This window comes from Mongoliibacter ruber, from assembly GCF_003003005.1.
Taxonomy (GTDB): Bacteria; Bacteroidota; Bacteroidia; order Cytophagales; family Cyclobacteriaceae; genus Mongoliibacter; species Mongoliibacter ruber.
On sequence record NZ_PVTR01000005.1, the window covers coordinates 127,738 to 140,028 of the forward strand.

Genomic DNA, 12,291 nt, shown 5'->3' on the forward strand with positions numbered 1-12,291 from the left:
CGCTTACAAAGCCGGCCAATTTGGTCGGCTTTCTTTTTTTCAATACTTTATTTGCCTCTTTTGATATTTATTTGGATGGTTTTGTCATCTCTACTTTTTTTCACGAAATTACTTTTGACAATAAGCCCCTTACCAGAATAATCGTGAAATCGCAAACTTTCCTATATGCTCCGTTTTTGTTTCTATTGCTATTTTCTTGTAATGAGAAAAAAAGCCAAAGCAATATACTTGACAGCAATGATCAGGTAAGCTATAATTTCCATATAAGACCTATTCTCTCTGATAAATGCTTTGCATGTCATGGCCCTGATGCCAATAAAAGAGAAGCTGGCCTCAGATTGGACATGGCAGAATCAGCCTACGCAGCATTGAGAGAAAACCCGGGCAGGCATGGCATTGTCCCCAATGATCCGGACGCCTCGGAGGTATATATAAGGCTGACCTCTGAAGATCCAGGTGAACAAATGCCCCCACCAGAGTCCAACCTTTCTCTCAGCAATGAAGAAATTGAAATTATCAGGAAATGGATCAGTCAAGGCGCCGAATATGAGCCCCATTGGGCTTTTGTAAAACCACAAAAACATCCTTTGCCAAAGGTCCAAAATCAAAGTTGGCCAATTAATGACATAGACTACTTTGTCCTCCAAAGAATGGAAGCTGAAGGTTTGGCTCCCAATCCAGAAGCAGACAAAAACACACTTATCAAAAGAATAAGTCTGGACCTCACGGGACTTCCTCCACAACCTGAGTGGATAGCCGCTTTCGAAAATGACCAATCTGAAGATGCTTACTTAAAAGCACTGGACAAACTATTTGCACAAGAAGCATTCGGGGAAAAATTAGGTGCTTTGTGGATGGACATTTCCAGGTATTCGGATTCTTATGGCTATCAAGACGACAATATACGGACACAATGGCCTTATAGGGATTGGGTTATTCATGCATTTAATACCAACCTTCCATATGATGAATTTATCACTTGGCAGCTTGCAGGGGACTTGTTACCCGCCAATAACAAAGAACATATTCTGGCTACTGCATTCAATAGGAACCATAAATACACCGAAGAAGGCGGGGTCATTGAAGAAGAGTACCGGGTGGAATATGTATTGGACAAAACCAACACTTTTAGCAAAGGGATCATAGGGATCACCATGGAATGTGCACAGTGTCATGACCACAAGTACGACCCTATTTCCCAAAAAGAATATTTCGAACTATTCGCCTTTTTCAACAACACACCCGAAAAAGGTTACGAGGGAGATGTAATGCAATCCAAACCGGCAAAAACACCTATCCTATGGATTGATAAAGAGGATACTTCGGAGCTTTTAAAATTTATCAATCAGCGGGATTCCAGCAGGCTTATGGTATCGGTAATGGAGGAACTTGACAGCTTAAGGCCGACATATATCTTGGATAGAGGGCTTTATGACGCTCCTACAAGTCAGGTTTTCCCATCAACCCCGATGTCCGTTTTGGAATTTGGTACAAACTATCCCAAAAACCGTCTAGGCCTTGCACAATGGACTGTTTCCAAAGAAAATCCGCTCACCGCACGGGTATTTGTCAACCTTATTTGGCAAGAAATCTTTGGTCAGGGAATAGTCAAGTCTACTGGAGACTTTGGCATGCAGGGCGATCTCCCTTCTCATCCTGAGCTCCTCGATTGGTTGGCCGTCGACTTTATGGGAAATGGCTGGGATATCAAGCGGCTGTTGAAACAGATTCTCAGTTCAGCCACCTACAAGCAATCTTCCTTTGTCGACCGTAAAGCGCTAGAAAAAGACCCTGAAAATATTTTCCTTTCCCGCTATCCAAGATTGAGATTGCCTGCTGAAAACGTAAGAGACCTTGTGCTCGCAAGTTCTGGCTTGCTTGTAACTGAAATAGGTGGGCCTAGTGTCAAGCCTTACCAACCAAAGGGACTATGGGAAGCTTCGACATCCGGTCGGGGTGAACTCAAAACTTATGTGCAGGATACCGGAGACAAGCTTTACCGTAGAGGCCTTTATACATTTATCAAGCTCACCTCTCCTCCTCCTATGCCCATTATTTTTGATGGTTCAAACAGAGATCAATGTGAAGTCAACAGGGGAAGGACAAATACACCCCTACAGGCATTGGTCATGCTCAATGACCCAATGGTGCTGGAAGCTGCAAGCAACCTGGCATTGACTATTTCAAAAAAACACGAAGACCCAAGTGAAGCGCTGAGGGAAGCATTTGTCAGGATCCTCAGTAGGAACCCAAAAAATGAAGAGCTTAAAGTATTGGAACACTATCTCAAAGAAGAGAAAGAGCGATTTACCAGCAATATGGATCAGGCTTACAGCCTTGTGCAGGTAGGCAATTATCCCCCCAAAAAAGAAGAAATCAATCCGGATGTGGCGGCAATGATGCAAGTCATCACCATGTTGTACAACCTAGAGGAAACAATAACAAAGATTTGAGATGGAAAAAGAGCAGCTGGAACATGGTTTGAACCACAACAGAAGGAAATTCTTAGGGAAACTCAGTCTCGGAATTGGTAGCCTTGCATTGGGTAGCTTGCTGATTCCTGACCTCTTCAACAGGAAAAGCGCAGAAGAAGAACTTTTTGATGCTCTCCCCCACTTTGCTCCTAAAGCTAAAAGAGTCATCTACTTGTTTCAAAATGGAGCACCTTCCCAATTGGAGTCTTTTGACTACAAGCCCTTGCTCAATAAGCAAATGGGGCAAGAGTTGCCTGAATCTATCCGGATGGGGCAAAGGCTGACAGGAATGACTTCCGGTCAGAGCTCTTTTCCATTGGTGGGCTCATATTTTGGCTTTCAGCAATACGGTGAAGCAAGGGCCTGGGTATCCGATTTGTTTCCCCATACTTCCAAAATTGTAGATGACATCTGCATTATCAAATCCATGCATACAGAAGCCATCAACCACGATCCGGCGCTTACATTTTTCCAAACAGGCGCCCAGGTAGGCAATCGCCCCAGCATGGGAGCATGGCTGAGTTATGGATTAGGCAGTGAAAATAGCAACCTCCCAGCTTTTTGTGTCTTGCTGAGCAGAGGCAAAGGAAATGGACAGGGTGTATATTCCAAACTCTGGACAAATGGCTTTTTGGATTCCATACATCAAGGCGTTCAATTCTCAGCAAGTGAAGACCCTGTGCTTTACCTTGGAGACCCTGTCGGGATGAGCAGAGCTGACAGGCGTAAAATGCTCGACAAGCTTGCCACCCTCAATCAAATGAGCTTTGAGTCTTATGGTGACCCCGAAATCCAGGCTAAAATACAGCAATATGAAATGGCCTTTCGCATGCAGACAGCTGTACCGGAAGTAACCGATATATCCAAAGAACCCGACAGTATCATCAAAATGTACGGCCCTGATTGCCTTGTACCGGGTACCTATGCCGCCAATTGCCTCTTAGCTAGAAAACTTTCTGAAAATGGAGTCCGTTTTGTCCAGCTTTATCATCAAGGATGGGACCAACATGACAACCTTCCTAGTGAGATGAAAGGACAAGCCAAAGACGTAGACCAAGCTTCTGCTGCTTTGATTCAAGACCTCAAACAAAGAGGCCTTTTAGATGAAACTTTGGTCGTATGGGGTGGTGAGTTTGGGAGGACAAATTACTGCCAAGGCAAAATCCAGGCTGACAATTACGGACGTGACCACCATCCACGTGCATTTTCAGTATGGATGGCTGGCGGCGGAGTCAAATCAGGAATGGTCTATGGCGAGACTGATGAATTTGGATACAATATCGTAGACAAACCCGTTCATGTCCATGATTTTCAAGCTACTATTCTACACCTTATGGGTATCAATCATGAAAAACTTACCTACAAGCACCTAGGTAGAAGATACCGTCTGACTGATGTAAGTGGGAAAATCGTTAAAGATATCTTGGTTTAATTTTCCTTTTGCTGTATGTCAATTCAAGCACGTTTTTTTTACGCATTGGAATACCTTCTGATCATCATGCACAGCATGGTAATTGTCTTAATTTTAGGACAAAATCGCTTGATTTTCCCGCCTATTTTGGAAATACTGGGGAGAATGCATCCGCTTTTGCTACACTTTCCAATAGTACTCTTGATACTCGCAGCCTTGATTCATTGGTTAGGGAAACACAAAATTGATCCGAATATCAGAGATCATTTTTTATTGACCTCAGTGCTACTGACTGGTTTGACAGTTATTGCAGGTTTCTTACTCAGCTCAGAATCGGGCTATAATTATGAAAACATAAAATGGCATCAATGGACAGCAGTTGCTTTATTCTGGTTATCCTCGGTTTGGTATTGGTTTTACCAGAAAAACAGCCTCATTGTACACAAACTCCTCCCTTTAGCAATATTGGCACTTGTCATCATCACCGGTCACCTGGGAGCGACAATCACACATGGCAAGGATTTTTTACTAGAACCTTTGACAAGTAAAAAATCAGAAGTAATCAGTATGGAAGATGCCCTGGCTTTTGACCATGTGATCAAACCCATATTAGAGCAAAAATGTATCAGTTGCCACAAAGCCTCCAAACAAAAAGGTGAGCTCAGACTCGATGAGGCCCAATACATATTGGCTGGAGGAAAAACGGGTTTAAGTATCTCAGCTGATCAGCCAGAAGAGAGTCTGCTCATCAAAAGAATCCATCTGCCATTGGATGATGAGGAACATATGCCTCCTAAAGAAAAGGCCCAATTGAATGAGGAGGAAATAGAATTGATTACGGCTTGGATTATGGAGTCCGCGCATTTTGATAAAAAAATCCTGGCATACGAACAAAGCAGTGTATTTGCCAATCTGGCAAAAACCAGGATCGAAAAAAACAGCTTCTTACAGTATGACTTCCCACCGGCGGCCGCCAAAACGATCCAAGAACTCAACACAGATTACAGATTGATAAGGTCGCTGACACCATCATCTCCGGCCCTTGAAGTTAGATTCTTTGGTAAAAATGAGTTTGACTCCAAAAAACTCGAGGAATTGGGTAAAATCCAAAAACAGATTGTATCGCTAAACCTCAGCAACATGAACCTTCAGGAAGGTGACCTCATTAGAATTTCTAAATTCGAAAATTTAGAATACCTCAATCTGAACTTCACAAATATTAATGGGGAAAACTTTGGAGAGTTGAAAGAATTGAAAAGTTTGAAGCAGATCGCGCTGAGCGGCAACCCGCTTTCAGAAGAGTCATTCAAAATGCTTTCTGATATTCCTATACTCCAAACAGTTTACTTGTGGAATACTGGTTTAAGCGATGAAATAATAAAAAAATTTCAGAATCAAAACCCAAACTTAAAACTGATTGTTGGTTTTCAGGATGACGGTGTGGCAATCACCCTGAATCAGCCTTTTATAGAATACGATAGCATTATTTTTAGAGATTCTCAACTGATCCGTCTCAAACACCCAATCGGCTCGACAAACATTTATTACACCTTAGATGGATCAGAGCCAGACAGCCTCAAGAGCTTGCTATACAAAGAGCCATTTACGCTTGAAAAAAGTAGTACTATCAAAGCAAAGGCATTTGCCAAAGGTTGGATAGGGAGTGCTAACAGTCAGGCGGTTCTATTTAAAGCAGGCAGGCAGCCAAATAAATTTAACCTGACCTATGAACCAAATGCAAAGTACAGTGGAAATGGAGCTGTCAGCTTATTTGATCTTATAAAAGGAGATGAAGACTTTGCCTCAGGCAAATGGCTGGGGTTCCAGGAAAATCCATTTGAGATCACCATGGAGTTTGAGAACCAAGACACACTTCAGGATATCTCCCTAAGCATCCTGTCAGATGAGGGATCACATATTTTTCTTCCTGCAAAAATTGAAGCATGGCAAAAAGCTCGAAACGGTAATTGGGTAAAGATCTATGAAGGAACACCTGAACAACCTCAGCAAAACATGGGGAAAAGGTATCACCTTGAAGAAATAAAGGTGAACCAGGAAATTCCCAGTGAAAACATTAAGATCAAACTAAGCCCCGTTGCTTCTTTACCTTCTTGGCACCCCTCAAGAGGAAGCAAAGGCTGGGTATTCGTGGATGAAATTTTAATCAACTGAAAATGAAAAAGGCCTATCAAAGATACCTGGAGCATCTCCAGGCTAAGCTGAACAAAGTATCTGAGCAATCGGAAAAAATAGAGCTTGCAGCCACTTGGATCAGCCAATGCATGATGGAGAATGGGTATATTTATACGAGTGGCACAGGTCATTCACATATGTTTGCAGAAGAGATTTTTTACAGGGCAGGTGGCTTTGCAAGAGTTGTCCCCATTTTTGATGATGCACTTATGCTGCACAAAGACGCTTCATTGAGTACTGAAATTGAAAGAAAGGAAGGCTATGCTGCCAAACTTTTTGAAAACTATCCGATCGGAAAAAACGATGTGTTTATCATTTCTTCCAACTCAGGGCGAAACACCGTGAGTATAGAAATGGCGATGATTGCAAAGCAAAAAGGCGCTAAAGTTATTGTCATCACAAACCTTAAACATACCAAGTCGGTGGATTCCAGGCATGTTTCGGGCAAAATGCTTTACGAGGTATCAGACCTCTTTTTTGATAATATTGGTGAAATCGGTGATGCAGCTACCTCAATAGAGGGGCTAGACTTCAGGGTCGGTGCTACATCTACGGTTATCGGGGTCAGTATACTTCAGGCTATCATGGTGCAGGCTACAGAAAATTTAGTCTCCAAAGGCTATTTACCGGAGATATTCAGCAGTTCCAATTCTGATGAGGGCGAAGAACACAATAATGCACTGATCAATAAATATAAGGGATATATCAAAGGGTTATAATCAATACCTGCCTCCACTGATTCCCCAGACAATCCCAACAGAAGCAAAATTGAAGAGCGCAAAATTATATACTTCTGAAACATCTGCCCCACCTTCGAGAATTCTATAACCTGCTTTGAGATCAAAATAGTTGGACAAAGGAACCCTAACACCTCCAAAAAAATCAAATGCTCTTCCAGGTCCACCTGCCAGACCATCCCCTTCTATCAAGGCTGTCAAAATACCTGCATCATAACTCACAAACAAATGGAGAAGTGGCACAAATCCGATATCATCTTTAAAATCAGTCTGTGTTTCATCTGACAACAATACTCTGGCATCACGGATTTTGGCAGTAAAACCAACTCCTAGAACCCATTTTTCATCCTGAATCAAATCCCTTCGATAAGTTAACCTGTAACTGTTGAATTTATAAAGACCTTCCAATGACCGACTACCGTCAAATAAGGTATTTTCAAGTTGAATTTCAAATCCAGGAATCCCAGTATAATTAGCCGTAAGGGGTGCATACAAGGCGAAAATGTGATTTTTCCCAAAAGAATATCCAGGTCTAATACGATTGGGAATCACCGGACCCTGAATATCAAAATCTCTATTGAAATCAAATGAGGTTCCGGTTTGATTGGGTATCCTTACCTGATTATATCCCGGAAAAATAAGCCCACTCTCAATATCCAAACTGATCTGTGAGTGGGCTTGATATACCAGTCCAAAAAAGATAAAAAACAAAAAGGTAAATTTACTATATGAATGACGCATATATGTAAAACAAATAAATTTTTAAATTGTTACAAAAAATCTATTTTTGACCAAAATTTAAATAGGCCTAAGTGAAATTTTATATTTTAACCTTTATATTTTCTATTTTCTTGATAAAGTCTTCTCAAGCACAAGAAATTCCTTCTGTAGAAAAATCAATTTGGCAAGTACAGAGTCTATTGGTCACCAAATATTTCAGCAATGAATCTAGACTAAAAAGAGATTTGGCTCTCCGATCTGAAATCGGCTTTAATTTTTCATATAGGGAAGGTTTTTCCGTCAATCAGCCCACTGTTGCCTGGTGGCCATTTTTAAGGCTAGAGCCCAGATTTTATTATAACCTCCAAAAGCGTGCGGCAAAAGGAAAAAAAACAGCTCAAAATTCCGGTAATTTCCTAGCACTTTCTACCAGCTACCAACCCGACTGGTTTGTGATTTCAAATGAATCCAACATGGGAGTAATTCCAACCCTGAGTCTGATTCCCACATGGGGTATCAGGAGAAGTCCAACCCAACATTTCAACTATGAGGCAGGTATTGGAGTTGGGTATGGTTATGAATACTACAAAGTTATACCTAGGACTGTGGCTATGGGTGAGGTATTTGTCAACTTACATTTGAGAATTGGTCTACAATTATGACCCATCCCATTTGTCACAAGTAGTCATTCCCCCTCCTTTTCCAGAGGGAGTAAACACCCTTAAACTAACCTTTCCATCTATGGGAACCGGAGCGGTATATTGAGGTGAATTGGGTGTCACCTCTGTCCCATCTCTGGTAAACCTGATGATCAAACCAGGGTGTTCTACATTTGCATGCATAAGGCCATCTTTCACAAAAGTCCCTGGCTTCGGCAATCTGGTATTGAATCCTCCAAAGATAAAATCCAGTCTAGGCAGTTCCCTTTGTCCTACCGCATTTGAGAATTTGTTCCAATCCTCTTCCCTAGCAAATCTTCTTTCATCATGATCGTCTATTCCTGCCCAATCAGGGTCTTGGGACCAAGCCCTTTCAGCCAGACCAAATATCTTAGGTAGCAGGTAATACTCCATCATATCCTGCCCTTTGACAGTCTCCGTCCACAATTGACCCGAAATCCCCTTGATGTTTTTCTTCCCCTCAGCTGTAAGTTTTTCTTTACTCTGCAGAAGCACATCAATATCCAAAGGTCGCCCATACATGTCCACATCGTTAGAAATAAAGTGATTCAATGGCACTGTTTGCCAAGCTGTTTTTAAATCAACATAGCCTGACCATTCATGCCCCGGTTCGTCGGGGTGAAGGTCATAGGCCAAATCAAAATAAAGGTTTGAAGAATTACAGACCACAACTTCATATCCCGCATTGGCAAGTTGATAAGCCATATCCTCCCCTCCCCATCCTGCGACTGCATTCCACGCATATACTCTGAAGTCAGCGTCTGCAAATTCAGGATTAGGCACAGATTTACTACTGCCATTCTCAGCGACTTCCATCTGACCTATCTCTTCCCAACCAGCAGTCTGAAGCCCTTTTTCCCCAAACATTCTATTGATCCTGGTATAAAAATAATTTCTAAGCTCCTCTACTGAACTCACTGAATCTGATTCCATGATGAACTTTTCGCAAACAGGAGAGGCAGTCCAAGCACCATGAGGCACTTCATCCCCACCGGTATGAAAAGTATGTAAAGGAACATTTGCCTCATTGTACATGCTGATGATTTCATCCAAAACCTTCTCATAAAAGCGGAATGCAGATTCTTGACAGATGCAAATGGTGTTTCCTCTGAAATTCTGTGCAGACAAGTATTCTGATTGGTCATCAAAATCTTCTAGGAGGAATTCTTTAGCTCCTTGTTCATCACCATTTTCCATTTTTTGGTGATACCGGTAGCGCATCGCAATAATCGCTGCACGGGAATGTGCAGGAACACCAATTTCAGGTATCACCTCTATATGCCTTTCCTTGGCATATCTGAGGATATCCTGAAAATCGGAAACAGTATAAAAACCTGTCCCTTGGGGTGAATCATCCTTATTAGGTCCAGATCCATAATAAGGCCATAAAAATTCTTTTTCTTCTTTGGAATGCCCTCTTTTACTTCCAATCTCAGTCAATTCAGGAAGTCCGGGAATTTCAATTCTCCAGCCCTCATCATTGGCCAGATTGAAATGAAATACATTCAATTTATAAAAAGACATCAAATCCAGTAGCTTAAGTACCGCTTCCTTGGATTGAAAATTTCTTGCTACATCCAAAAACAAGCCCCTATATCCAAACCTTGGTTCATCCTGTATGCTAACTTGAGGAACCTCAATGTCCGATACTTTATCCTCAAAAGCATAAATTGGCATCAGGGCCATCAAACTTTGCATGCCATAAAAAACGCCTTGATTTTGACTTGCTTTGAGGGTAATTACCTCACTCTCCACATCCAATTCATAGCCCTCAGTACCAAGATCTTTATCACTTTTTAATAGTAAAATAGATGCACCTTCTTTTCCTGAATCAGAAACACTTCCGCTATAAAGGGCCTCCAACCATTTTTTCAAGTGCTTGGCTTCATGCTCAAAACCCTCCTCGACAAAAAGCTTGATATTACTCCCACTATTCCAGTGTCCATCATTCAACACGTAAGTTTTCGGGGTAGGAATAATTGGACTGAAGTCTGTTTGCCGAAGTAATTTCAGATTTTTATTTCTCTCAAACAGAAAGTTGCCTGTAGGGATTGGAAGACCTAGGCCTTCTGTATCTCTTACCATGGTTGGTATTTTTATTCCTTTCACATCATAGCCAGTCAAAGGATTGCCTTCTTCTTTATCACCAAAAACAATATACAATGCCTCAGGAACGTGGGTATTTTTGGTGAGAAAATTATCAGAGCGGTATTCAATGGTGTAAGACTCACCTGATGCCAAAGAGGGGAAGCCTTCCTTGGGTGCAATACCAAAATAATCACCGGATAAATGACTGATGGATACTGCCCCTGAAATCACTTCCGGCGCAACCGACAGAAAAATCGTATTAAAAAATATTTCCCAATCAGGTTTCAAGTCTTGTTTACCATTATTGGTGATCTTAAATGAAGCTCTATGAAAAGCTTTCGGGTGTGGAGAGTTTTCAAGAATTTCCCATTCAATGTGAATATCCTCAGCTGATGGGTGGCCATTTCGAGTAGAACAAAAACTAAGAAGCAATGATACCGCTGTAAGGGTCAGGACAGAGTAAATAAGTTTTCTTATCATTCTTGAATATAACAAATAACCCTATGGAGAAAAAAAGCATAAAACATTTTAACTATGTTTTGACCAAACAACCAATAAAATACCCCTTTTATTAACATTTAAAGTGTTTTATTAACACAGAAATAGTAGTGACAGAATCATATTATTTTTAATATTTAGGTTAATTGATATTTAATTACTGATTAAAATAGTCGTATAATCATATTGTATAAATAGGAACCTACCAATTACACATTCAAACCAAAATTCAAATCAGTATTGGCCACTCTCTACAAATACAATTTTTAAATCCATACTTTCTTTATATTTTACACGAAGTTTGCGCTTATTGTAAAAATTATTACCCAACCAATCTAACCTATGGCAACCTTACAACCTTCGGGAGTTCTTTTACAAGAAAGATACCTTGCCTTGGATGTACTTAGAGGACTGACCATCGCCTTGATGATCGTCGTTAATACTCCTGGATCCTGGTCTCATATGTACGCCCCATTTATGCATGCCGCTTGGCACGGATTCACCATTACAGACCTTGTATTTCCTACTTTCCTTTTTGTGGTCGGAAACGCAATGAGCTTCAGTATGAAAAAACTAGAGCGGATGGATCAAGGCATGTTCTTGAAAAAAGTATTCAAAAGGACATTTTTAATTTTCTTAATCGGATGGGGGCTGAATGCTTTTCCATTTTTTGAACAAACAGAAAATGGTATTTCCATGATCAATTGGGGTGAAGTCAGGTTACTTGGTGTACTTCAGCGCATAGCCTTGTGCTATATGTTTGCCGCCTTGATTCTCTATTATCTGAGCAGACAGGGTGCTATCTTGGTCAGTATATTGATTTTAATTGCATACTGGCCAATCATGTATTTTTTCGGAGATCAGGGCGACCCTTATTCGCTCACCGGTAATGCTGCATTGAAATTAGACCTTTGGCTGATCGGACCTACAAACTTATATGGAGGGGAAGGAATCCCTTTTGACCCAGAAGGTCTTCTCAGCACTTTCCCAGCTGTGGTAAATGTGCTAGCAGGTTTTTTTGCAGGTAAGTTTATCCAGCAACTGGGCAATACTACAAAAACAGTCAAATTTCTTCTTGTGGCTGGTTTAATACTGATTGCTATCTGCTTGGCATGGGATACTTTCTTTCCCATGAACAAAAAATTATGGACCAGTCCTTATGTACTCATGACAGTCGGATTGGATTTAATACTGATCGGAGCTTTAATCATGATCATTGAAGTATGGCAACAAAGGAATTGGACATATCCTCTCCAAGTCTTTGGGAGAAACCCTCTTATTTTGTATGTACTTTCTGGTATTGTAATCAGCTTGATGTATATTTTCTCTGTAGGAGATCAAAGCTTCAAAAGTTTTATATATGCCAATGCGTTCACCAATTGGTTATCACCTAAAAATGCCTCGTTACTGTTTTCCATAGCTTACATGCTTTTGATCTGGCTGATAGGGTTGTGGATGGACAAGAAAAAAGTATACATTAAAGTATAGAA

General features: G+C 41.0%; 8 protein-coding genes. 6 read left to right on the forward strand and 2 right to left on the reverse strand.

Features of this window, described 5'->3' with window-relative positions; translation table 11 throughout:
• The first annotated feature begins 143 nt into the window (after positions 1-143).
• From CLW00_RS09675 to CLW00_RS09690, 4 genes are read left to right on the forward strand one after another with little or no spacing between them, the layout of a single operon-like run.
• Positions 144-2,453 (forward strand): PSD1 and planctomycete cytochrome C domain-containing protein, encoded by a 2,310-nt coding sequence (locus tag CLW00_RS09675; protein WP_106133676.1) that lies wholly within the window; start codon positions 144-146, stop codon positions 2,451-2,453.
• 1 nt (position 2,454) lies between these two features.
• On the forward strand, positions 2,455-3,906 hold the full coding sequence (locus CLW00_RS09680) for a DUF1501 domain-containing protein (RefSeq protein ID WP_106133483.1): 1,452 nt from the start codon (positions 2,455-2,457) through the stop codon (positions 3,904-3,906).
• A gap of 15 nt (positions 3,907-3,921) precedes the next feature.
• Positions 3,922-6,057 carry a c-type cytochrome domain-containing protein gene (locus tag CLW00_RS09685; RefSeq protein WP_106133484.1) on the forward strand — a complete coding sequence of 712 codons (2,136 nt, stop codon included), beginning with the start codon at positions 3,922-3,924 and terminating at the stop codon, positions 6,055-6,057.
• 2 nt (positions 6,058-6,059) lie between these two features.
• The gene (locus tag CLW00_RS09690) at positions 6,060-6,797 is read left to right on the forward strand and encodes a sugar isomerase domain-containing protein (RefSeq protein WP_106133485.1); all 738 of its coding nucleotides are present in this window, start codon (positions 6,060-6,062) and stop codon (positions 6,795-6,797) included.
• On the opposite strand, the gene CLW00_RS09695 is transcribed toward CLW00_RS09690, so the two are convergent.
• The gene (locus CLW00_RS09695; RefSeq protein ID WP_245917218.1) at positions 6,798-7,526 is read right to left on the reverse strand and encodes a hypothetical protein; all 729 of its coding nucleotides are present in this window, start codon (positions 7,524-7,526) and stop codon (positions 6,798-6,800) included. It abuts the gene before it with no gap.
• Positions 7,527-7,627: 101 nt separating this feature from the next.
• On the opposite strand from CLW00_RS09695, the gene CLW00_RS09700 reads away from it, so the two are divergent.
• Positions 7,628-8,197 carry a hypothetical protein gene (locus tag CLW00_RS09700; protein ID WP_106133487.1) on the forward strand — a complete coding sequence of 190 codons (570 nt, stop codon included), beginning with the start codon at positions 7,628-7,630 and terminating at the stop codon, positions 8,195-8,197.
• Here the strand turns inward: CLW00_RS09700 and CLW00_RS09705 are convergent.
• The gene (locus CLW00_RS09705; protein WP_106133488.1) at positions 8,192-10,783 is read right to left on the reverse strand and encodes a family 20 glycosylhydrolase; all 2,592 of its coding nucleotides are present in this window, start codon (positions 10,781-10,783) and stop codon (positions 8,192-8,194) included. The two genes, CLW00_RS09700 and CLW00_RS09705, sit on opposite strands and share 6 nt — an antisense overlap.
• A gap of 360 nt (positions 10,784-11,143) precedes the next feature.
• Between CLW00_RS09705 and CLW00_RS09710 the strand changes: the two genes are divergently transcribed.
• The gene (locus tag CLW00_RS09710; protein ID WP_106133489.1) at positions 11,144-12,289 is read left to right on the forward strand and encodes an acyltransferase family protein; all 1,146 of its coding nucleotides are present in this window, start codon (positions 11,144-11,146) and stop codon (positions 12,287-12,289) included.
• Positions 12,290-12,291 lie beyond the last annotated feature (2 nt).

What these genes read in the sequence shown, in the direction of transcription:
- CLW00_RS09680 (WP_106133483.1), top strand. Translation starts at nt 2,455, where the DNA reads ATGGAAAAAGAGCAGCTGGAACATGGTTTGAACCACAACAGAAGGAAA.
- CLW00_RS09685 (WP_106133484.1), top strand. Translation starts at nt 3,922, where the DNA reads ATGTCAATTCAAGCACGTTTTTTTTACGCATTGGAATACCTTCTGATC.
- CLW00_RS09690 (WP_106133485.1), top strand. Translation starts at nt 6,060, where the DNA reads ATGAAAAAGGCCTATCAAAGATACCTGGAGCATCTCCAGGCTAAGCTG.
- CLW00_RS09705 (WP_106133488.1), bottom strand. Translation starts at nt 10,783, where the DNA reads ATGATAAGAAAACTTATTTACTCTGTCCTGACCCTTACAGCGGTATCA.
- CLW00_RS09710 (WP_106133489.1), top strand. Translation starts at nt 11,144, where the DNA reads ATGGCAACCTTACAACCTTCGGGAGTTCTTTTACAAGAAAGATACCTT.